The organism is Arthrobacter sp. SAFR-023, assembly GCF_051965295.1.
In the GTDB taxonomy this organism is placed as follows: domain Bacteria; phylum Actinomycetota; class Actinomycetes; order Actinomycetales; family Micrococcaceae; genus Arthrobacter.
Window position 1 is genome coordinate 39435 of record NZ_JBQCMF010000013.1, and the last position, 21125, is coordinate 60559.

Consider the following 21125-nt stretch of genomic DNA (forward strand, 5'->3'; position numbering starts at 1 on the left):
GCCTCTTACTCGCAAGCTTGGAGGCCGTCTTCATCCTCTTGCCTGCGATCGTGCGTGGATACTAAGGGAACCGGCAGCCTCCCACCTGAAAGCCCATCCTCACCCATCGACCGGGTCAGTGCGCCCAGAGCGGCCACAGGCGCTCGGCGCGGCGGCGGACCTGGGAGTAGGGCACATCCGCACTTTTGGCCTGCTCGAAGATGCTCAGGCCCAGCATCGACGTGGCAAGCGCACGGACCGTGTGGAACCGGTTTTCGAAGAGGCTTCGTTCACTGATCCAGGACACCGCGTCGGCTTCCGGCTTCCACCGTTCCGTGTACGTTTCGGCTCCATGCGGCAACCGATCCGGCGAACTGCCGGTGTCCCGGATGCACTGGTCCAGGACCATGGCTGATTCCATGGCCCCGTTCACTCCCTGTCCGATCGGCGGGTAAGGCGCGGCTGCATCCCCGATCAGGACTGCTTTGCCGCCATGGAACTGGGAACAGGTCAGGCTGCGTCCGATGTGGTAGCACGTCCGGCTGGCGAAGGCCGATACCTGCTCGTCGCCAGCGAATTCAAAAACCCGGGGACACCGCGTCCGCAGAAATCTGCGCGCCTCCTCCGTGCCAGAGAAGCGGATCTTCTCCTTGGTTCCGATGGCACAGAACCACCGGGCCGACTCCTGCCCGGCATCACCTTTTATGGCGCCTGCCACGCAGAAGGGCCGGGTCGAAAGTCCGTGGAGATAGTTCTTGTCCAGCCGGTCCCCGACGTTATCGAGCTCAATCATCGTGCAGTAGTTGGGAAAGGACCTGGAAGTGACCGTAAACCCGGGAATTCGGGCCTGAAGCGCCGACCGAACTGTGGATCCGGCCCCGTCGGCCCCAACAAGCAGGCCGAAGGTCCTGATGTTCGATTCCCCGGATCGTTGCCGGGATGTCAGTGAACCTGTGACTGGGTCGACGCCTTCCACGTTTGTTTCGAACTCGAGTGCCACCCTGTCCTGATATCGGTCGAGGACCGCCATAAGCGCCCGGAGGATGTCGCCCCGCGATCCGGTCCACCCGGGCAATGTCCACTCCTCCGTTCCACGACCCGGGATTTTGAGGCCCTTAAAACGGAACATGCGGCGGTCGAACTCGGCCACGGCCTCGATGTGGCGGAGTGCCTTGAGCCCGTGGCCCGAGATGTCGATGGTGTAGGAACGGTCAGGATTGAAGCGCGGTGCAATGTCTGGAGGGACGTCGCGTTCGATGACGGTGGCAGATAACCCGCGCCGGGCAAGGGAGATTGCGAGTACCAGCCCTGCCGGTCCCGCACCGAGGATGGCTATGGTGCCCGGTGAATTCGCGGGTTCAGCGAGGGATGCAGATGGTTCCATGGCGTTTCCTGAAGCTGCGTTGTTTTGCATTCATCCGCCGTCACGGCGGGAAAACGTCCCTAGGGACGGGCGGCGGCTGATGACCGTTTCCCTTGGGCAGCCGGCGGAATAGCAACACTGTACGCCGCCCTGCTGCACGGCGTAACTGGCATAGGCCGCCAAAAACCGCCGGTATTCTGGAAGGGATGAGCGAATCTCCCGAATCCCCCCAGCCGTCGGCCGACCCGAACCAGCCCCGGCCAGTCACGCCGGGAAGCCAGGCATCCTACGGAACCTACGGCGGACGGCCGGTCAGCTTCGTCCGCCGCGGGACCCGGCTGCAGGGGCGCCGCCAGGCGGCCTGGGAAGAGCACTCGGGCCGATGGGCCATCGACGTGCCCCGCCATATTGCCAACACCTCGGTCCACCCCGACTACACGTTTGATGCCGAAGCCGAGTTCGGGCGCAAGGCACCGCTGATCGTGGAGATCGGCTCAGGCCTGGGCGATGCCGTCTGCCATGCCGCGGAGGAAAACCCGGACACGGACTTCCTCGCCGTGGAGGTCTATACCCCCGGCCTGGCGAACACCATGATCAAGATCAACAGCCGTGGCTTGACCAACGTGCGGGTCGTCGAGGCGAACGCTCCCGAGGTCCTGGCCACCATGCTCCCGGCCGGCTCGGTCAGCGAGCTGTGGGTTTTCTTCCCGGACCCCTGGCACAAGTCCCGGCACCACAAGCGCCGCCTGATCCAGCCCGAATTCGCCGAGCTCGCCGCGAAGGCCCTGAAGCCGGGCGGCCTCTGGCGCATCGCCACAGACTGGTCCAACTATGCCGTGCATGTGCGCGACGTCCTCGCCGGATCGGAGGCGTTCGAAAACCTTCACAACGGCGAGCGCAGCGGTCCCGAAAGCCCCCTCACCCACGTGTGGCAGACCGGCGTCGAGTCGCTGGTGGGCGGCGCGCCGGTCAAGGAAGGACGGGCGCCCGTGAGCACGGAACACACGGGACCCAACGAGGGCATCGACGAAAGGGGCGGGTGGGCGCCCCGCTTCGAGGGCCGTATCCGCACCAGCTTCGAGAGCAAGGCGCACGAAGCCGGGCGCATGATTTTCGACCTCTGCTACCGGCGGGTTTAACCCCGTCCGGGGCCTCTGTTCCCCGGCGCCACGCCGTGGCACGATAAGCGTGTGGCGCAGTGCCACAGCAGCTGCCGGCGCGAAGGAACGATCATCAAACGAGAACTGAGAAGCGCAGCCGGCAGGGCCGAGGACGTCACGAACTCGAAGCCCCTCGAAATGCTGGCGCGCGGCGGATTTGCCGTGAGCGGCGTGCTCCATATCCTGGTCGGCCTCATTACCTTCGGGCTCGCCCGGGGCCGTGGCGGCCGCGCTGATGTGAGCGGCGCCGTCGCCGAACTTGCCAGCCAGCCGGCCGGCCCGGTGCTTCTGTGGTGCAGCTTTGCCGGATGTGTGGCGCTGGCCCTGTGGCAGGCCGGCGATGCGATTTTCGATTTCGAGCGGTTGCCCACCAAGCACAAGGCCGGCAAGAAACTGCAGGCCGCAGCGCAGGCTGTCGTGTATGCCGGGCTGGCATTCACGCTGGCCGCTTTCGCGCGCGGCGCCGGCAAGGACAACCGGGAATCAACCAGTGACTTCACGGTCAATCTGATGAAGGCACCGGGCGGCGTCCTGCTCCTGGTGCTGATCGGTGCGGGGGTGGCCGTCGTGGGGATCATCTACGCGGTCCGCGGGTTCAAAAAGTCCTTTGAGAAGCACATCAATCCGCCGTCAGGGCCGGGCGCGCGCAAAGCGGTCACTGCCCTCGGGATGGTGGGCTATGTGGCCAAGGGCGTGGCCCTCTTTGTGACGGGCCTGCTGGTGGTCATCGCCACCGTCACCGTCCACCCCGAGCAGTCGACAGGTCTTGACGGCGGGCTCCGCGCACTGCGGGAACAGCCTTACGGTGTGTACGTGCTGGCCGCGGTGGGCGCCGGACTTATTTGTTACGGGGCCTACACGGTGGTGCGGGCGCGGCTCGCCAAAATGTGAGCTCGCCACAAATGTGAGTCAGGCGGGTCCGTCAGGTTCCGGGTACGGCAATGACGGCAATGGTCTGCTGCCGGTCGTTCCGCAGTTCGACGCTGGCGATGCTTGTGTACTGCAGCGGCGTCGCGCTGGTGACACGAACCCTTCCGCTGGGCGTCGCCATCCACGCGCAGGCCCGGTCCGCAACCCCGGCACGGTCCTTCACCCACAGTGAAAGCCGGCCGTTCTGGGGCAGACTCCGTCCATCGACGGCCAGTTCGGTGCCCCAGGTTTTCTTGACCATTCCCACCGTGACCTGCATCCCGGTATCGGCTTTGACCGAATAGCTGGCATCGGGCTTGTCGGCGGGGTCAAAGAGGGGCGCCGCCGCAAATCCCAGGGCGAGGCAGGCCGCGGCCACCACCCCAACGAGGGCCGTCAGCCGCCGTCGGGAATTACGACGGCGTGCCGCCAGCTGGTCCAGTATCGGCTGGGGGACGGGGGACGGGGCAGGTGACGCGGCTTCGGAGCCGGGCCGGCCTGCCGCCGGAACGGCGAGCGCCACGGCGTCCGGGACCGGCACGGCATCCAGCAGTCCCGGCAGGGATTCCAGGTCTGACAGTTCGCTGCGGCAGGTGCCGCACTGCTTGAGGTGGTCCTCGAAGCGGAGCCTCTCTGCGTCGTCGAGCCCTCCCAGCAGGTATGCCCCCAGCAGCTCATGGACTTCCTTGCCGTTCACCGTTCCACACCCATTTCATCGAGTATTGTTCGCAGGGCCTTCACCGCGTAGAAAGCCCTGGATTTCACCGTTCCGCTCGGAATGTTCAACTGGACCGCAGCCTCGCCCACCGTGAACCGCCGGTAGTGCAGGGCCACCAGAACATCACGGTGCTCCGCGCTCAGCCGGAGCAGCGCTTCCTCCATCAGCACCTTGTTCAGCAGGTCGTCAACCCGCCCCGTGGCTTCCTCCGGATCCGCAACCTCACGGTCCTCGGCTTCCACCGGCCGGCGCTGGGCCTTCCGGTAGTTGTCGATCATGATGTTCCGGGCAGTCCGGAAAAGGTAACTGCGCATGCTGCCCGTAACCGTGGGCGCCTGTTGCCAGACGCGAAGCACTGTTTCCTGCACGATGTCGTCGGCAAGATGCGGGTCGCGGGAGGCGCTGAGCACAAACCGGCGCAGCGCCGTTCCGTGCTCGCGGTATATCGCTGCAACCAAATCCTCATCCAGCGGCACCTTCGGCCTCCCTGCAATGACCTATAAAGTCGGCTCCGAGGGCCGGCCTTTCTGGCAAATACGACGCCGGCAGGTGGCGAAAAGTTCAATTCCAGCCAGCGTCAGATTTTCTTTGAACCATTCTTCACCTTTGTGCGTCATTCCAGATAGCGCCGGTCTCTCAGTCTGCCGGCCCGAGCCAAGGAGCAGCACATGAAGAAGCAACTGAGCGTTGGCCTTGCAGTTATGGCCCTTGCCGCCTCACTGACGGCCTGTGGCGGCGGATCCGGCACAACCACCACCACCTCGGCGGCCGCCCCGGCCAGCGAGTCGCCGGCGACCACCGCAAGCGCGTCGGCCACCAGCGACAGCGCCACGGTCGAATTGAAGACCGCGTCGTCCAGCAAGGGTGACATCCTGGTGGACGGCAAAGGCATGAGCGTCTACTACTTCACGAAGGACGTGAAGGACTCCGGCAAGAGCAACTGCACCGGCGACTGCCTCGTGAAGTGGCCTCCGGTGTTTGCTGCCACGGACACCCCCAAGGTCGAGGGTGTAACGGGGACGGTTGGCACAATTGATACGCCGGACGGCAAGAAGCAGGTGACGGTCAATGGCATGCCCGTCTACCTGTGGGAGAAGGACAAGGCCCCCGGCGACATCACCGGCCAGGGCGTCGGCAACGTCTGGTACCTCGTGGCACCCGACGGGACGATGATCAAGTAAAGCCCGCAGGTTTGGGGCCGGCACCTCTGACGGAGGTGCCGGCACTACCATCGGAGCATGGCGGATCCACACAATTTGAAATCAGCGGCAAGAACCTGGAAGTCCATGGTGGACAGCAACCAGGCACTGCTGCTGCGGAAGTCAGGACACGACGTCCTTTGGTGGGCGGAGCGAGGACACTCCGCCGGAGTGAAGAGCGATACCGAGCTGCGCGAATGGATGCGCACCGAGCACGGAATCACCGGCTACGCCCAATACGCCGTGTCCTGGGAGATGTTCGGCTATCCCGAGTTCATGCTGCGGGACGCCGACGAACTCCTTGATGGCCAGTACACGGACCATCCGAACCTGCGGCCCATCGCCAACACCCTCCTGGCATGGGCCGCAGCCCATCCGGGCGTGGAGATCCAGATGCGCAAAGGCTACGTATCGCTGCACACCAGCCGCCGGAAGTTCGCGCAGGTGACGCGGGCGAACCGCACATCAGTGGACGTTACTCTCCGCATTGAGGCGCCAATTGGGGAGCGCCTCAAGGCGGTCAAGGTCCGTGCGGGCGATTTCTTCGACCGCAAGGTCCGGCTCATGTCGGAAGAGGATGTGGACCAGGAATTCCTGGACATCCTCGAGACGGCACTTGGGCAGAACAGCTGACCGTGGCCTGGGCCCACGCCCGCCGGGTTCCCTCGCCGAGCTTGCGAGGCTAGGGAGCGGGTGGGGACTTACAGCCCGTTCCGGAGCGGTTATTGGGCTGTAAGTGACCCCGCGTTGCATATGTTTGAGGAACTAGCCGGTGATGCTGAGGCTTACCAGGGTGGCGCCGTCACCTTCGGCCAGCAGCCCGACGGCGGTGCTGGACTCCGCGGGGAAGATCTGGTCCGTAATGGTTACCAGTCCGTCCTGGGCGAAGACCTCCACAGAGCAGCGGTCCAGGAACACCGTGAGCCGCAGCAGGCCGCTGCTGTCCAGCGAAACGGGCACGCACTCCACGGACGGGAAGTCGGCATGGAACCCGACGTTCCCCGACGCCGTCCGGTCCAAAGTGAGCTCGCCCGACGGCGAAGAGTAGGTCAGCACCGTCCGCTCCTGCACGCCGTCGGCCTCGCCGGCACGCAGCACCAGCCCCACCTTGCCTGCCGTCCCGGGACGGATTTCGGCGTCGATGCGCAGCACATCCCCGGATGCCTCCACGGGCAGCCACTGCACGCCGTCCGCAAGCGGCGCCGGCCCGGCACCGAACACCTCCGTCCCCGAAGCCGCGAACGGGTCCACCGCAGCCTGCATCAGCGCAGGGCGCCCCGCCCGGGTCTCCAGCCGGACCTCGCGGACCAGCGACATGGCGCTGCGCCAGCCCTGCGAGGGTGTCGAAGCCGCGTACTGCCAGTTGTTCATCCAGCCGATCATGAGACGGCGCCCGCCGGGGGCGTTGCTGAACGAGACGGCGGCGTAGTAGTCCCGTCCCCAGTCGAGCCAGCCGTAGTCGGGCATCCGGGTGTCGTCGGTCTGCATGCCCTCGGTGACGGTGGTTTCAGAACTGAACGTCACGCCGTCGAACGTTCCCAGGAAGTACTGGCCCGCCGAGCCGCCGGCGATCCCGCCGGGGTTCAGGTTCACCACGAGGACCCACCGGGTGTTCCCGGGATCGCCGTCCACGGGCAGTTCGAACAGGTCCGGGCATTCCCAGACCCCGCCCGTAGCGTTGGCAGGACCGAAGGTGCTCAGGTGCTCCCACGACTTGAGGTCGGCGGACTTGTAGAGCACCACCTCACGCCGGACGGCCTCGACGGCGGCCATCACCCAGTAGCTGCCGGCATCGCCGTCGTACCAGAAGACCTTGGGGTCGCGGAAGTCAGCGGACGCGCGGTCCAGCACGGGGTTCCCAGCGTACTTGGTCCAGGTGGCGCCGTCGTCGGTGCTGTACGCGAGCGACTGCGCCTGCCGCCCGGCGAGCGGCGACGCCGGGGAGTAGGCGCTGGTGTAGACCGCCACCAGCGGCGGCACTCCCCCGACGCCGAAACCGCTGGTGTTCAGCGTGTCCACCACGGCTGATCCGGAGAAGATGGCCTCCTGCTCGTCGCACGGGATGGCCACGGGCTGCTCGTCCCAGGTCAGCAGGTCCGCCGAGGTGGCGTGGCCCCAGGACATGTTGCCCCACACGTCGCCGAGCGGGTTGTGCTGGTAGAAGAGGTGGTACACCCCGTTGGAGTACACCAGCCCGTTCGGGTCGTTGAGCCAGTTGCGCTCGGCCGCGTAGTGCCATTTGGGGCGGTAGCGGCAGTCGAGGGCTGGCGTTGCATTCAGGGAAGTCATGGTTCGCTTTCGAACTAGGAAGAGGGCTGATCAGCCTTTGACACCGCTGGAGGCGATGCTGTTGATGAAGGAGCGCTGGAACGCGATGAAGAGGACCACCACGGGAACCGTGATGAGGGAGGCGTAGGCCATCACCTCGCCCCAGGAGACGTTCAGCTGGAAGAAGTACTGGATGCCGATCATCACCGGGCGGAGCTCCTCGGACTGGACCACCATGAGCGGCCACAGGTAGGAGTTCCAGGCGGGCAGGAAGGTCAGGATGGCCACCGTGGCCGTGGCGGGACCGGCGAGCGGCATCACCACCTGGCGGTAGATCTTGAACCACCCGGCGCCGTCGATCCGGGCTGCCTCGTCCAGTTCCTTGGGGATGGACTCGAAGTACTGGTGGTACAGGTAAATGGAAAACGCGTTGGCGATGAACGGGATGATCTGCACCTGGTACGTGTCCAGCCAGCCCTTCGAGATCTCCAGGCTGAAACCGTTGAGTTCGAAGTAGGGCAGCTGGTTCACCCACCACACCAGCGGCAGGGCGAGCGTCTGGAACGGCACGATAAGGGTTGCCAGGATCGCCGTGAACACCACGCGCTTGCCGCGCACCTGCATGCGGGACAGCGCGAAGGCGCACAGGCTGTTGATGAAGATTCCCAGCACCACTGTCACGGCGGAGATACCGACGGAGTTGATAAGGAAGCGGGCGGCCGGAACCCGGTCAAAGACGGCGGTGTAGTTGTCCAGCGAGATGTTGCCGATGGGCAGGAAGGCCGCCACCGAGGACATGTCGCCGAAGATCTGCTGGTCCGGCTTGAGCGAGGACACGAGCATGAACACGATGGGAAAGGCGGCGACGGCGGCGAACAGGATGCGCACGGCCATGGCGCCGATCGAATTGAGGCGGAGCACGTTTTTCACGTCAGTCCTTCTCTCGGGTCAGATAGCGCTGCACTGCGGAGATCAGCAGCACGAGCACGAAGAATACGAGGGAGATGGCCGAAGCGTAGGAGGTCTCCTGCTGCTTGAAGCCGGAGCGGACCGCCTCGTAGATGATGGTGGTGGTGGAGTCGAGCGGGCCGCCCTGCGTCATGACACTCACCTGGTCGAAGAGGCCGAGGGCCTGGATGGTGATGGTCACCAGGACAAGGCTGCGGGTGTGCTTGAGGCCCGGCCAGGTCACGTACCGGAACTGGTGCCAGCGGCTGGCACCGTCCAGCTGGGCGGCCTCGTACAGTTCCCCGGAGATGCTCTGCAGTCCGGCGAGCCAGATGATCATGTGGAAGCCCGCGGCCTGCCAGATGGACAGCGCGATGATGGCCGGCATGGCGGTGGCGGGGTCGTTCAGCCAGTCGGCGCCCTGGATGAGGCCGAAGCTGAACGTGGACAGCAGCTCGTTGATCAGGCCGTCCTTGCGGTACATGAAGAGCCAGAGCAGCGACACCACCACCATGGACGTGACCACGGGCAGGAAGTACACGGTACGGAAGAAGTTCACGCCGCGGAACTTCTTGTTGATCAGCAGGGCCATGGCCAGGGCGAGGGTGGACTGCACCGGCACCACCACCACGGCGAAGTAGCTGACGTTCAGGAGCGCGCGCCAGAAGGTGGGGTCGGTGAAGAGCCGGGCGAAGTTGTCCATTCCGACGAACTCCACCGGCCGCGGGGAGATGAGGCGGGCGTTCGTGAAGGCCAGGCCGAAGCCGAGGATCGCCGGCAGGAACACGAAGGCGAGCAGGAGGACCGCGGCCGGCGCGATCATCCCCCAGCCGCTGAGCTGTTCGCGCAGGTGGCCCGGGCGCTTTCGGCGGGCTGCCGCCGGGATGGTTCCGCCCGGCGCCGGTGTGGCGGAGGGACGGGAGCGAAGCTGGGTGGTTGTCATGGGAGTCTCCGTTGACAGTCAGTGCCGGTTGGAGGACGACGGCGGCAGGTGCCGCCCGCCGTCGTCCTCCGTCCGGCGGCTGGCTAGTTCTTGTAGCCGCCGTTGGACTTGATGTTGGCGTCGATCGCCTTGACCGCCTTGTCCAGGACAGTCTTGGGCTCGGCGCCGGCCAGGATGTCCTGGACGGCCTTGCCGTACTCCGTCGCGATGAACGGGTAGGCAGGCGTTTCCGGACGCATCACGGCCTGCTGGCGGGAGAGTTCCATGAAGATCCGGTTTTCTCCGCCCTCCGCGAAGGCGGGGATCAGGGCCGCCGCTTCATCGGTGGCCGGGATGGTTCCGGTGGCCCTGGCCACGGCGGCGATGTTTTCCGGCTTCAGCGAGTAGGAGAGGTAGTCCATCGCGGCCTCGGAGTTCTTGCAGCCACTGGTCACGCCCCACTGCCAGGAAGCGCCGCCGATCTTCGGGCCGTTGCCGAGGTCCACGGAGGGCATGACCGCCAGGTCCTTGCCGAGCGCCTTGCGCGCCTTGTCCGCGGCCCACGAGCCGGTGTAGACGAGGCCGCTCTTGTTGTTCAGGAAGTCCTGGGTGGAGTCCTTGCCGCTCTTCTTGGCCATGAAGCCCTGGTCGGCGAGTCCGCGGAACCACTCGGCCCACGCCACGGCCTTGTCGCCGTTGAGGGCGCCGTCCGCTGACTGGAAGCCGTCGCGGTTGACGAGGTCCCCGCCGAAGGACTGCAGCAGCGGCGAGTACGCGTAGGGCAGCCACTCACCGGTGCCGGCCGTCCCCATGTCGAGGGGGTACTGCCACTTGCCGAGAGCCTTAAGCTTGGTCAGCGCGTCCTGGAACTCCTCTTTGGTCCACGGCTTCTCCACCGTGGCGGCGCGGACACCGGCCGCCTTGAGGTCCGAGGCGCGGGCAAGCATGGCGAGGGCGACGTCGTAGTAGCCCACCGCGTACGTTTCACCCTCCCACTTGGCGACGGTGCTGGGGAGGTTCTTGGACAGGTCGGCCGTGAGCTTGAGCGGGGTCAGGTACTTGGCCCACGCCCAGTTGGGCACGTTGGGCCCGTCGATGTCCACGATGCACGGGAGCTTACCGGCAGCAGCGGCCGAGACCACCGAGTCGTTGTAGGAGTCCTGCGGGAATGCCTGCACCTTGATCTGGGCCTTGGCCGCGCCGCTCTTGTTGTAGGAGTCGACAACGGACTTGATGGCCGCGAGCTCGTCAGGGTTTCCCGCGTTGTGGGTCCACATGGTGATCTCGTTGCCGTCCTCGGAGGTGGCGGACGCGCTTCCCTTGCCGCAGGCGGCGAGGCCGCCCATCAGCGCCGCCGCGGTTATGCTGGTGGCCAGGATCCGTGTGAATCGCTTGTTCATGAAGGTCCAGTCTTTCTGCTGATTTTGCGCGTGGATGATTGGCCCGGGGTCCGGAAGGGGCGCGGCCGCTGCAACGGCTGCGTCCCTTTTTCCGGCGGGCACCGGGTAGTTTGTTTCGAGAAATGCCGTCAGGTCCTGGGCGGTCCTACGGATCCCCGTTCGATCAGGGGACAGGCGAGCCGCACCTGTTGTGGCGGCACCCCCGGGTTCTCAATGTCGTCAAGAACGCGGTTGACCGCCCATCGCCCCATGTCGTAGTGCGGCAGGGCCACCGTGGTGAGCCCCGGCCACAGCGAGTCCGCAATGAGCTCCAGATTGTCGATGCCGACGATCGAAACATCCTCCGGGACGGTCAGTCCCAGAGCTGCGGCCGCCTGGTAGGCGCCCATGGCCACCCGGTCGCTGAAGCAGAACAGGGCCGTTGGCCTGTCCGGCTGGCTCAGCAGACCCAGTGCCGCTGCACGGCCACCGGAAGTTATCGGTTGCGCGATGACGAGGTGCCGCGGATCGTGCCCGATGCCGTGGCGGCGCAGCGCGTTGTGGAAGCCCTCCAGCCTGCCGTGCGTAGCGGGAATGTCGTCCACGTTATTGATCATTCCGATCCGCGTGTGGCCCGCCTTGATGAGGGCTTCGACGGCGGTTTCGGCGGCAGCGATCTCGTCCGGCACGATGGAGGAGACCGCCGGATCCCCGGTGACGGCGTCCAGCAGCACGGTGGGAATCCCCGAGAGCGCCGGCGGCAGGTCGACTCCCTGGTGGTACAGCCTGGCGTACACCACGCCGTCCACCTGGTGTTGCTGAAGCATGGTGATTTCGCGGTGTTCGAGCTCGCTGTCCAGGCCCGAGTTCACCACCATGACCACGTAGCCCCGCTCGTAGGCCGCATCCTGCGCTCCGCGGATCATTGCCCCGGCGAAGGGCGTGGTGGTGATCTCGTCGCTGACCAGGCCTAGGATCTGGGAGCGCTGGTTGCGCAATCCGCTGGCGAGCCGGTTGGGAGCGTAGCCAAGGTTCCTGGCCACGTCCCGGACGTGCTGTTGGGTTTCCGCTTTGACCCGGGAGCTGGTGGCGTCGTTAAGGGCGTGGGACACAGTGGTCACTGAGACTCCTGCGGCCCTGGCCACTTCGCGTATCCCTACTCGCGTCGTCATCGACTTCCTTTGCAAAACGTTTTGGTTCGGTGTGCACGAGAGTACACAAAACGTTTTGCATGTGTCAAGCGTCACGCCTGTAGTTGAAGGTGGGGGTTCCGGTGGCTCATCACCGTAACCAGGCACCGGGGTCTAACTGCCGGTTGAGCCTGCACTCAGCAGGCCCAACCAGCAGCCCGCTTTGCGCTACGCCTCCACGAGGTCCTCGTCCAGCTCTTCGAACTCGACGGCGGCCACGATTTCCCTGGTGTCCGGGTTGAGCATGAAGGCCTCGTCGTCGTCCTCGATCATCAGGAAGTCGCCGTGGCTGGTGCTGAAGTGCCACGCCAGCACGGCCTCGCCGTTGTGGTTGTAGTTCGGGTCGCCCATGGTGATTTTCTGCAGCTCGTACCCTGCAATGTCGCACAGTTCGCGGATGATGACCTCGAATTCGGGGGCATTCTCCAAGGCTTCTTCCTCGGCCTCGGCGCGCCGCTCTTCGAGGTCCGGCAGCGCCGCCACGCGCTGGGCGATGTGTGCGGTGAGCTCGTCGTCGCTCAAGACCAGCAAGCCTTCCTGCACACGCAGCCACGCCGCATTGAGGGCCACGATGTCCTCCGTTTCGAGGAGCGATTCGAATTCGGCGTCGAGGTCCTCCATGGCCTGTACGCGTTCCGGGAGCTCGCCGTCCTGCTCGGCGTCGGCCTCGCCGTCGAGGTAGATGTCGGCTTCCTCCTCGGACAGGGAGTCGAATGCCTCCGCGGTGCGGTCAAAGAGCGCAACATGCCCGGCGGCGCCCATGCCTTCCAGGCCCTCGCGGATGTAGGCGTCAAGCTCCTGACGGTCCGGGGCGGTGAAGACATACTGGGCAAAGCCGCCGCCCAGGGACTGCGTGAGGTAGAAGTCCACGAAGTAGCTGCGCAGGGCGTTGGGTGCGATCTCCCCATGGCCGAGCAGCTCCTGGTACATGCTGTTCACCACGGCGACGTTGGAATCAACAATCTCCGCGTCACTGGCAATGCCGCCGCCCGGGGTGGCTTCGACGGTCAGGACAACGGGGTATTCGCTGGAAGTCATGGGAAATCCTCACTGCAGAAAGCCGGTGGTGCTCAGGACTCTCTCAACGTACGCGCCGCCTGCGCCCGCAGGTTGAGGGCGAAGTGAACGTCAGGCGAAGTTTGCGCAATTTGAGGGCCCCTTCCGCCCGACTAAGATGGATCAGATAACCTGCAGATTTTCGACTTGCCGAAAGTAGCGCGCACCCATGCCTTCCCAACCGGACGACAGTGCGGCACTGGCAATCCAGACCCCCGCGATCAACGACCGCTCCCTCGCGGCCGGGCTCGCTTATGCCATGGGCGGCCGCGTCTCCGGTATCTCGTTCGATTCCGCCACCGGCCTGATGCTCGGCAAGGTCCGCGGCGGCTCCGACCTGCCGTACTCCACCACAGCCAAGCTGGTCCGGAAGGGCGGCGGCTGGAGCTGCACGGTGGGCGTCTGCAGCTGCCCGGTCCGCAAGGACTGCAAGCACGTGGCCGCGCTGCTGTTCGCTGCCGAGGACAACCCTGCCGTGCGGGTGCAGCTCCTGTCCCCCGCCGACGTCTCGAGGGTGTCGCGGGAAAAGTCCGTGCCGGCGCTCTCGGACTGGGAGCAGGCGCTCAGCCCCCTGATTTCGCAGGCCGGCCCCGCCCAGCAAAGCGGTGGCACTCCCCTGGCCCTGCAGTTCGAGGTGGAGGAACCGGCCCCGCACTTCTCCTACACCGGCCGCCGGGATCCGCTCCGCAGCGTCCGCCAGCTCAAGGCCCGCCCGGTGATCATGGGGGCCAAGGGCAAATGGATCCGCGGCGACGTCTCGTGGAACACCCTTAGCTACCTGAACTTTAAGCGCGAGTGCAACCAGGCGCATGTGGAGTGGCTGCAGGCCTTCCTCGCCGCGCATACCGCTGGCGCCAACCGCTCGTACTCGTCGTCGTCCCTCTGGCTGGGGCTGAACACTTTCGCCGGAAAGAACCTGTGGGGCCTGCTGGAGGAAGCCCGGCAGATCGGCGTCGCGCTGGTGCACAGCCGCGGCCCGGAGCCGGTGAAGGTGGCGGCGGAGCCGGCGGCGGTGGGCCTTAACCTGGGCCGCTACGGAAGCGACGGGCAGGAAGGCGGCCTGGAGCTCGCGTCCACCATAACGATTGACGGCACCGAGGTTGATCCGGCGTCGGTGGGTACCATCGGACGCCCGGCGCACGGCATCTTCCTCACCTCCAGCGGGGACGCGCTGCCGGGGGTCGCCGCGGACGAGACCATCACCCTCGCCCCGCTGGAGAGCGGACTGAGCGAGGAGCTGCTGTCCTTCGTCACGGCGGGCAGCACCCTGCACATCCCGGCACGCGATGAGGGACGCTTCCTCACGGGCTTCTACCCCAAGCTGAAGCAGACCGCGCGCGTGACGGCGGCGGACGAGTCCGTCGAGCTGCCCGAACTCGCCCTCCCGACGCTCTCGCTGCTGGCCAATTACGGCGCCGACCACCGTGTGCGCCTGCACTGGGAATGGCACTACAAGTCCGGCTCCATCGTCACCGCACAGCCGCTCTGGCGCCATCCCGGTGACCACGGCTACCGTGACGATCCGGCTGAGGCCCGGATCCTGGAGGCTGTGGGCCAGCCGTGGGACGTGGTGCCCAAGCTGGGTGAATCAGCCACCGGCGGCTGGGGCACGCCGCGCCTCGCGGCCACCGCGGAGCTAAGCGGGCTGGACACGCTCGCCTTCACGGAGGAGGTGCTCCCCCGGCTGCGGAATACGCCCGGCGTCGACGTGGACACCTCGGGCGACATCGCCGACTACCGCGAGGCCGAAGAGGCGCCGGTGGTGGCGATTTCCACCAAGGCCACCGACCAGCGCGACTGGTTCGACCTTGGCATCGTGATCACCCTCGAGGGCCAGCCGGTGTCCTTCGCGGCGCTCTTCTCCGCCCTCGCCGCCGGGCAGACGCGCATGCTGCTGCCCAGCGGCGCCTACTTCTCCCTCGACCTTCCGGAGCTGCACCAGCTGCGGGCCCTGATCGACGAGGCCCGCGCGCTGCAGGATAACTCGGGCGACAAAGACGCGCCGCTGCAGATCAGCCGGTTCCAGGCCGGCTTGTGGGATGAACTTGCCCAGCTGGGCATCGTGGACGAGCAGGCATCCGCCTGGCGCGCAGCCGTGGGCGGGCTGCTGGAGGACGGCGTCCAGGGCCTGCCGATGCCGGCCACCCTTAACGCCGAGCTGCGCCCGTACCAGCTGGAGGGCTACAACTGGCTGAGCTTCCTGTACCGCCACAGCCTCGGCGGCGTGCTCGCCGACGACATGGGCCTGGGAAAGACCGTGCAGGCGCTGGCCCTGATGTGCGCGGCCAAGGAACACGCCGCGTCTGCCGCGGGCGATAAGGAAGTGGACGCCGCAACAGCCGACGGCGTACAGGCGAACGACGACGCGCCTTTCTTGGTGGTGGCGCCCACCAGCGTCGTGGGCAACTGGGAGGCCGAGGCCGCCCGCTTCGCACCCGGCCTTACGGTCCGGGCCGTCGGCGAGACGTTCGCCAAGAGCGGCGCCGACCCCGCCGAGGCCTTGGCCGGCGCGGACATCGTCATCACGTCCTACGCGCTGTTCCGGATCGACTACGAGTCCTACGCTGGACGGCATTGGGCCGGGCTGGTGCTGGACGAGGCGCAGTTCGTCAAAAACCACCAGTCCAAGGCCTACCAGTGCGCCCGCAAGCTTCCGGCGGCGTTCAAGCTGGCCATCACGGGCACGCCGCTGGAGAACAACCTCATGGAGTTCTGGGCCCTGACCTCCATCGTGGCGCCGGGGCTGTTCGCGAGCCCGTCGAGGTTCGCCGAGTACTACCAGAAGCCGGTGGAGAAGAACGGCGACAAGGGGCAGCTGGACAAGCTCCGCCGCCGGGTCCGTCCGCTCATGATGCGGCGGACCAAGGAGCAGGTCATCAAGGATCTGCCGCCCAAGCAGGAGCAGATCCTTGAGGTGGTGCTCAACCCGCGGCACCAGAAGGTTTACCAGACGCACCTGCAGCGCGAGCGGCAGAAGATCCTGGGCCTCATCGAGGACGTGAACAAGAACCGCTTCACCATCTTCCAGTCGCTGACGCTGCTGCGCCAGCTCAGCCTGGACGCCACACTGGTCGACGAGTCGCTGTCCGGCGTGCGGTCAAGCAAGCTGGACGTGCTGTTCGAGCAGCTGGAGGACCTCGTGGCCGAAGGCCACCGCGCCCTGATTTTCAGCCAGTTCACCGGCTTCCTGGGCAAGGTCCGCGAGCGCCTCACCGAGGAGAACATCGAGTTCTGCTATCTCGACGGCGGCACCCGGAACCGTACCGACGTCGTCAATGAGTTCAAGAACGGCACGGCGCCGGTGTTCCTGATCAGCCTCAAGGCCGGCGGGTTCGGCCTCAACCTGACCGAGGCCGACTACGTCTTCCTGCTCGATCCGTGGTGGAATCCTGCGTCAGAGGCGCAGGCGGTGGACCGCACGCACCGCATTGGCCAGGCCAGGAACGTCATGGTCTACCGGCTGGTGGCCAAGGACACCATCGAGGAGAAGGTCATGGCGCTCAAGGCCAAGAAGTCGCAGTTGTTCGCCGACGTGATGGAGGGCGATGCGCTCTCCGGCGGTGCGCTCACCGCGGAGGACCTGGCGGGGCTCTTCAACGACTGACCGGTCCCCCAAACGCCGTCAGGCCGGCGCCGGCAAGATCCGCGGCGCAGCCTGCTTCCGCAGCCAGCGCCCCAGCGCCTTGCCCTTTCCCTTCCACCAGTTCTCCTCGTCCGTGTCCGTCCGCCACCGGTACGTCACCACCACCAGCACAAACATCCCGAGCGTAACGTCCCCCCAGACGCCGGAGGCCGCATCAATCAGGACGGTAATTGCCATGACCAGAATCGCTGGCGGCGCCAGCGTCCTGAAGACGGTGTTGGCCACGTAGCGCCCGCGGGAGCGCGGCACGGAGAGCAGCCGGAGCATGTCGGCACAGGCGCAGACGAGGACCAGGGCCTGCCCCAGCGTCAGCAGGATCGACCCCGGCAGGGACCCGGCGAACTGTACCGCTGAGGCCAGTCCGGCGCTCATGGCCCGTACCCGGGCGCGGCCGGCTTCCCTGAAAAGTGCATGCTGTCTCCTCCGTCGCTCTGGGCGGTTCACGTGTCCGACCATTCAAGTGCCCCGTACGGCCCCTGTCACGGGCAGCCGCTACCCGTCTTTCGTGGTTGAAGTACCCGGATTCGTACAGCGGTACGCAGCTACCGGCGTAAAGGCAGTTGGAAGTGACGCTTGACACAGTTTCGATGGCATGTCATCGTGGTTGCAACATCAGATGGTCAGACCAACTAACCACCGCGACAACCGTTACGAGGAAGCAGTCCATGAACCTTCATTCGCTCCTGCAAAAGCGAACAGCCACCCAGGGCCCCATCCGCGTGGGCGTCATAGGCGCGGGCAAGTTCGCCTCCATGTTCTTGACCCAGGCCCTCAATTCAGAAGGCATCCACGTCGTCGGCGTGGCCGACATCGATGTCCCCAAGGCCAAGGGCGCCCTGCAGCGGACCGGCTGGCCCGCGGAGCGCTACGCCGCCGGCAGCTTTGCCGAGGCGCTGCGCAACGGCACCACGTTTGTTACCGACAGCTCAGCCGATTTGATCCAGCAACCGCAGATCGAGGTCATCCTCGAGGTGACCGGCAACCCGATCGTCGGCACCGCCCACGCGGTGCAGAGCATCGATAACGGCAAACACATCATCATGGTCAACGTCGAGGCAGACTGCATGGTGGGCCCGCTCCTGCAGCGGCGCGCCGAGGCAGCCGGGGTGGTCTACTCCATGGCCTACGGAGACCAGCCGGCCCTGATCTGCGAAATGGTCGACTGGTGCCGCACGGTGGGCTTCGACGTCGTGGCCGCCGGCAAGGGCACCAAGTACCTGCCCGAATACAACTACTCCACTCCGGACACCGTCTGGAACTACTATGGTTTCACCGACGAACAGCTCGCCAGCGGCGACTTCAACCCGAAGATGTTCAACTCGTTCCTGGACGGCACCAAGTCCGCCATCGAGATGGCCGCCGTCGCCAACGGCACCGGCCTCACCCCACAGGATGAGGGACTCTTCTTCCCGCCTGCCGGCGTCGACGACCTTCCGCACGTGTACCGCGAGCAGTCGGTCGGCGGCGCTCTGACCCGCCGGGGCACCGTGGAAATCGCCTCGAGCCTGAACCGTGACGGCACAGAAGTGGATCGCGACCTCCGCTGGGGCGTCTACGTAACCTTCGAGGCCAAGACCGACTACGCTGCGCAGTGCTTCGCTGAATACGGTGTGAAGACAGACTCCACCGGCCGCTACGGCTCGCTGTACAGGCCGTACCACATGATCGGGCTGGAGCTCGGAGTCAGCATCGCGTCCGCGGTGCTCCGCGGGGAAGCCACCGGCGCCCCCACCGGGTTCCGCGGCGACGTCGTCACCACCGCCAAGAAGGACCTCAAGGCCGGCGAAATCCTCGACGGTGAGGGCGGCTACACCGCGTTCGGCAAGCTCGCCCCCGCGCGGATCTCGCTGGAACGCAACGCCCTCCCCCTTGGCCTCGCCCACGGAATGAAGCTCAAGCGGGACGTGCCCAAGGACCGCACCGTCTCTTGGGACGACGTCGACGCCGACGAGAGCCTGCTTGCCGTCCAGATCCGGCGCCAGCTCGAGAACGAAGCCCGGGCCGAACTGTTCCAAGCACAGCGGTAAGACGGTCAGGCCGAGCAACTACCATGAAATAGCCGCGGCCGTCTGCCGCAGGCAAAAACTCAGAGGGGTGATCGGCGTGACAGCAGAAGCATGGGAACCGGTACAGCGGGTCCGGACCTACGAACAGGTCATGGCCCAGATAGAAGATCGCATCCTGGACGGCAGGCTCAAGGCCGGGGACAAGCTCCCCAGCGAACGTGACCTGTCCGCCCTCCTGAACGTTTCCCGCCCATCCCTGCGGGAATCGCTCAGGGTCCTTGAGGCGCTGGGCATCGTCGACATCCGCCCCGGCGGAGGAGCCGACGGCGGCGCGGTCCTGGTTGAGGAGCCCGGGTCAGGGTTCATCAACCTCCTCAAACTCCAGCTCGCGCTCGGCCAGTTCGACCACACAGAGGTACTCGAAACCAGGATCGCACTCGAAACCTGGTGCTGTGAGGAGGCTGCCCAGCGGGCAACTGAAGAGGACCTGGCGGAACTGGAACAGATCCTGGACCAGATGGACGACCCGGAGATCTCCACCCCGGAGTTCAACCGGCTGGATGCGGCGTTCCATGTGCGGATCGCCGAGTCCACCGGCAACTCGCTCACGGCACACCTGATGGGTTCCCTCCGGACCGCCATCAACCGCCAGATGATCGAGGCCTACGCCCGGCTGGAGAACTGGCGGGAAACGGCCAAGGTGGTCCGCAGCGAACACCGCGAGATCCTTGCGGCGGTCCGCCGGAAGGAAGCCGATGGGGCCCGGCGGGCCGTGGGCAACCACATCCGCAGCTTTTACAACATTGACAACGCCAAGGCCTTGAACCAGCCCAGGTGACGCCGGGGCCGGTGTCCATGGGGACAGCGCCTGCGGCAACCGCAGGGGCAGGAAGCAACCTGTCCCATATCGAAGGAGATATGAACGCGATGAGCACCCTCACGCAAACGCACGCCCAGCAGGCAGAGCACGGATCGCCGGACAAACTGAAGGTGGCCATCGGCAGCGCCGTCGGCACGACTATTGAAAACTACGACTTCCTCGCTTACGGAACGGCGGCAGCGCTGTACTTCGGCAGCGCCTTCTTCCCCGGACAGGATCCGCTCGCCGCCACACTGCTCGCATTTGCCACCCTGGCCGTGGCTTCGCCATGCGGCCGCTGGGCGGCCTGATCGGCGGCTACCTTGGCGACAAGTACGGCCGGAAGCCGGTCCTGGTGGGCGCGCTGCTGGTGATGGGCGCCGCGACGTTCCTTATCGGCGTCCTGCCCACCTACCAGCAGGTGGGCGTCCTGGCACCGATCCTGCTCGTGGCCATCCGCATCATCCAGGGGCTGGCGTTTGGCGCCGAGTGGGGTGGGGCCATCATGATGACCTTCGAGCACGCCCCGTGGCGCAAACGCGGGCAGTACACGGGCATCCCGCAGGCCGGCGTTCCGCTCGGCCTGCTCCTGGCAAACCTCGTGTTCCTCGGCACCACGGGCTGGAACAACGAGTGGTCCTGGCGCGTGCCGTTCCTGGCCAGCTCCATCCTGATCATCGCCGGCATCATCATCCGCATGAAGGTCAGCGAATCCCCCGAGTTCGAAGAGACCAAGGCCCGCGGCGAACTCGTCAAGAACCCGCTGCTGACAGTCGTCAGGGAGGACTGGCGGAACATCCTCCGTGTCATCGGGCTGCGCCTCGCCGAGTCGGGCGGCTTCTACGTCATCGTTACCTACCTGCTCTCCTACATCAGCACGAACAAGATCGTTGACCGGCAGGTGGGCCTGACCGGCCTGGTGCTCGCAGCCGCAATCGGCGTCGCCGCCACCATCCTGTGGGGCCGGGTAACGGACCGCATCGGCCGCCGCAAGCTCTACCTCGCCGGCTGCGCCGGGATCATCCTGTTCGGGTTCCCCATGTTCCTCATGGTCAACACCGCCGTCCCGTTCCTGATCGTGCTCGTGTACGTCGTGGGCCTGCCGGTGCTCCACGACATGCTGGCCGGCGCCCAGGGCGCCTGGTTCTCCGAACTGTTCAACGCCAACACCCGCACCTCCGGGGCATCCATCGGCTATCAGTTCTCAGCCGCCATCTCCGGTTTCATCCCGCTGATCGCCGCAGCCACGGCGGCGGCCTGGGGCTGGAGCGGAGTGTCCATCGTCTACATCGCCTGCGGAGTCATCGGCCTCATCGCGGCACTGTCAACCAGGGAAACCTGGAGCAGCCGCGAACAGAAGGAAGTCGAAACCCTGATCGCAAGCGGCAAGTAGAACAAGACAACGTAAACGCAGATGGTCCCGGGCAGGAATTCCTGCCCGGGACCATCTGCTTTACCGCCCTTCTCCTGATCGGAGGGGCCGTTCCATTTCCATTCGAGCAACTGGCGGCAGACACTACCATTGG

19 protein-coding genes are annotated in these 21125 nt (G+C 65.8%); 9 read left to right on the plus strand and 10 right to left on the minus strand.

What is annotated here, in order from left to right; genetic code table 11:
- Positions 1-115 precede the first annotated feature (115 nt).
- The gene (locus tag ACTHQX_RS14660) at positions 116-1363 is read right to left on the minus strand and encodes an FAD-dependent oxidoreductase (RefSeq protein ID WP_440158185.1); all 1248 of its coding nucleotides are present in this window, start codon (positions 1361-1363) and stop codon (positions 116-118) included.
- Between the two features lie 185 nt (positions 1364-1548).
- Here ACTHQX_RS14660 and trmB point away from each other — a divergent pair, with 185 nt between their 5' ends.
- Together trmB and ACTHQX_RS14670 are read left to right on the plus strand one after the other, a co-directional pair.
- Positions 1549-2481 (plus strand): tRNA (guanosine(46)-N7)-methyltransferase TrmB, encoded by a 933-nt coding sequence (gene trmB / locus ACTHQX_RS14665; protein WP_440158187.1) that lies wholly within the window; start codon positions 1549-1551, stop codon positions 2479-2481.
- Positions 2482-2586: 105 nt separating this feature from the next.
- Entirely contained in the window at positions 2587-3393 is an 807-nt protein-coding gene (locus tag ACTHQX_RS14670; RefSeq protein WP_440158326.1) for a DUF1206 domain-containing protein, read from the plus strand.
- Positions 3394-3424: 31 nt separating this feature from the next.
- On the opposite strand, the gene ACTHQX_RS14675 is transcribed toward ACTHQX_RS14670, so the two are convergent.
- Both ACTHQX_RS14675 and ACTHQX_RS14680 read right to left on the minus strand, forming a co-directional pair.
- Positions 3425-4108: a zf-HC2 domain-containing protein gene (locus tag ACTHQX_RS14675; RefSeq protein WP_440158188.1), complete on the minus strand. Its 684-nt coding sequence runs from the start codon at positions 4106-4108 to the stop codon at positions 3425-3427.
- Complete coding sequence (locus tag ACTHQX_RS14680; RefSeq protein WP_440158189.1) at positions 4105-4605, minus strand: sigma-70 family RNA polymerase sigma factor; 501 nt, start codon at positions 4603-4605, stop codon at positions 4105-4107. The genes ACTHQX_RS14675 and ACTHQX_RS14680 overlap by 4 nt, the downstream gene beginning before the upstream one ends.
- A gap of 192 nt (positions 4606-4797) precedes the next feature.
- Between ACTHQX_RS14680 and ACTHQX_RS14685 the strand changes: the two genes are divergently transcribed.
- Positions 4798-5310, plus strand: a complete 513-nt coding sequence (locus tag ACTHQX_RS14685) for a COG4315 family predicted lipoprotein (RefSeq protein WP_236805430.1) — start codon at positions 4798-4800, stop codon at positions 5308-5310.
- Between the two features lie 57 nt (positions 5311-5367).
- Positions 5368-5961, plus strand: a complete 594-nt coding sequence (locus ACTHQX_RS14690; RefSeq protein ID WP_440158191.1) for a DUF5655 domain-containing protein — start codon at positions 5368-5370, stop codon at positions 5959-5961.
- Positions 5962-6093: 132 nt separating this feature from the next.
- Here the strand turns inward: ACTHQX_RS14690 and ACTHQX_RS14695 are convergent, their stop codons facing one another.
- The 6 genes from ACTHQX_RS14695 to ACTHQX_RS14720 form a co-directional block, all read right to left on the minus strand.
- A complete protein-coding gene (locus tag ACTHQX_RS14695; RefSeq protein WP_440158192.1) occupies positions 6094-7617 on the minus strand; it encodes a glycoside hydrolase family 32 protein in 1524 nt (507 codons plus the stop codon).
- Positions 7618-7647: 30 nt separating this feature from the next.
- Complete coding sequence (locus tag ACTHQX_RS14700; protein WP_236805433.1) at positions 7648-8526, minus strand: carbohydrate ABC transporter permease; 879 nt, start codon at positions 8524-8526, stop codon at positions 7648-7650.
- 1 nt (position 8527) lies between these two features.
- On the minus strand, positions 8528-9487 hold the full coding sequence (locus ACTHQX_RS14705; RefSeq protein WP_440158193.1) for a carbohydrate ABC transporter permease: 960 nt from the start codon (positions 9485-9487) through the stop codon (positions 8528-8530).
- An 83-nt stretch (positions 9488-9570) separates the two neighbouring features.
- A complete protein-coding gene (locus ACTHQX_RS14710) occupies positions 9571-10866 on the minus strand; it encodes a sugar ABC transporter substrate-binding protein (RefSeq protein WP_440158194.1) in 1296 nt (431 codons plus the stop codon).
- 128 nt (positions 10867-10994) lie between these two features.
- Positions 10995-12017, minus strand: a complete 1023-nt coding sequence (locus ACTHQX_RS14715) for a LacI family DNA-binding transcriptional regulator (RefSeq protein WP_440158195.1) — start codon at positions 12015-12017, stop codon at positions 10995-10997.
- Positions 12018-12203: 186 nt separating this feature from the next.
- Complete coding sequence (locus ACTHQX_RS14720; protein ID WP_440158196.1) at positions 12204-13073, minus strand: DMP19 family protein; 870 nt, start codon at positions 13071-13073, stop codon at positions 12204-12206.
- Positions 13074-13260: 187 nt separating this feature from the next.
- Here ACTHQX_RS14720 and ACTHQX_RS14725 point away from each other — a divergent pair, with 187 nt between their 5' ends.
- Positions 13261-16695: a DEAD/DEAH box helicase gene (locus ACTHQX_RS14725; protein ID WP_440158198.1), complete on the plus strand. Its 3435-nt coding sequence runs from the start codon at positions 13261-13263 to the stop codon at positions 16693-16695.
- An 18-nt stretch (positions 16696-16713) separates the two neighbouring features.
- Here the strand turns inward: ACTHQX_RS14725 and ACTHQX_RS14730 are convergent, their stop codons facing one another.
- Positions 16714-17106: a hypothetical protein gene (locus ACTHQX_RS14730; RefSeq protein WP_440158199.1), complete on the minus strand. Its 393-nt coding sequence runs from the start codon at positions 17104-17106 to the stop codon at positions 16714-16716.
- Between the two features lie 293 nt (positions 17107-17399).
- Here ACTHQX_RS14730 and ACTHQX_RS14735 point away from each other — a divergent pair, with 293 nt between their 5' ends.
- The 4 genes from ACTHQX_RS14735 to ACTHQX_RS14750 all read left to right on the plus strand — a co-directional run bounded on the left by ACTHQX_RS14735 (position 17400) and on the right by ACTHQX_RS14750 (position 20992).
- A complete protein-coding gene (locus ACTHQX_RS14735) occupies positions 17400-18761 on the plus strand; it encodes an NAD(P)H-dependent oxidoreductase (protein ID WP_236805440.1) in 1362 nt (453 codons plus the stop codon).
- Between the two features lie 76 nt (positions 18762-18837).
- A complete protein-coding gene (locus ACTHQX_RS14740) occupies positions 18838-19578 on the plus strand; it encodes a FadR/GntR family transcriptional regulator (protein WP_236805441.1) in 741 nt (246 codons plus the stop codon).
- 89 nt (positions 19579-19667) lie between these two features.
- On the plus strand, positions 19668-19910 hold the full coding sequence (locus ACTHQX_RS14745; protein ID WP_440158201.1) for a hypothetical protein: 243 nt from the start codon (positions 19668-19670) through the stop codon (positions 19908-19910).
- Complete coding sequence (locus tag ACTHQX_RS14750) at positions 19889-20992, plus strand: MFS transporter (protein WP_440158202.1); 1104 nt, start codon at positions 19889-19891, stop codon at positions 20990-20992. Before ACTHQX_RS14745 ends, ACTHQX_RS14750 begins: the two co-directional genes overlap by 22 nt.
- Positions 20993-21125 lie beyond the last annotated feature (133 nt).

Bases quoted from the DNA above. Each gene is read 5' to 3' on its own strand.
- ACTHQX_RS14660 (WP_440158185.1), bottom strand. From the start codon at position 1,363: ATGGAACCATCTGCATCCCTCGCTGAACCCGCGAATTCACCGGGCACC.
- trmB (WP_440158187.1), top strand. From the start codon at position 1,549: ATGAGCGAATCTCCCGAATCCCCCCAGCCGTCGGCCGACCCGAACCAG.
- ACTHQX_RS14685 (WP_236805430.1), top strand. From the start codon at position 4,798: ATGAAGAAGCAACTGAGCGTTGGCCTTGCAGTTATGGCCCTTGCCGCC.
- ACTHQX_RS14690 (WP_440158191.1), top strand. From the start codon at position 5,368: ATGGCGGATCCACACAATTTGAAATCAGCGGCAAGAACCTGGAAGTCC.
- ACTHQX_RS14695 (WP_440158192.1), bottom strand. From the start codon at position 7,617: ATGACTTCCCTGAATGCAACGCCAGCCCTCGACTGCCGCTACCGCCCC.
- ACTHQX_RS14705 (WP_440158193.1), bottom strand. From the start codon at position 9,487: ATGACAACCACCCAGCTTCGCTCCCGTCCCTCCGCCACACCGGCGCCG.
- ACTHQX_RS14710 (WP_440158194.1), bottom strand. From the start codon at position 10,866: ATGAACAAGCGATTCACACGGATCCTGGCCACCAGCATAACCGCGGCG.
- ACTHQX_RS14715 (WP_440158195.1), bottom strand. From the start codon at position 12,017: ATGACGACGCGAGTAGGGATACGCGAAGTGGCCAGGGCCGCAGGAGTC.
- ACTHQX_RS14720 (WP_440158196.1), bottom strand. From the start codon at position 13,073: ATGACTTCCAGCGAATACCCCGTTGTCCTGACCGTCGAAGCCACCCCG.
- ACTHQX_RS14725 (WP_440158198.1), top strand. From the start codon at position 13,261: ATGCCTTCCCAACCGGACGACAGTGCGGCACTGGCAATCCAGACCCCC.
- ACTHQX_RS14730 (WP_440158199.1), bottom strand. From the start codon at position 17,106: ATGAGCGCCGGACTGGCCTCAGCGGTACAGTTCGCCGGGTCCCTGCCG.
- ACTHQX_RS14735 (WP_236805440.1), top strand. From the start codon at position 17,400: ATGAACCTTCATTCGCTCCTGCAAAAGCGAACAGCCACCCAGGGCCCC.
- ACTHQX_RS14745 (WP_440158201.1), top strand. From the start codon at position 19,668: ATGAGCACCCTCACGCAAACGCACGCCCAGCAGGCAGAGCACGGATCG.
- ACTHQX_RS14750 (WP_440158202.1), top strand. From the start codon at position 19,889: ATGCGGCCGCTGGGCGGCCTGATCGGCGGCTACCTTGGCGACAAGTAC.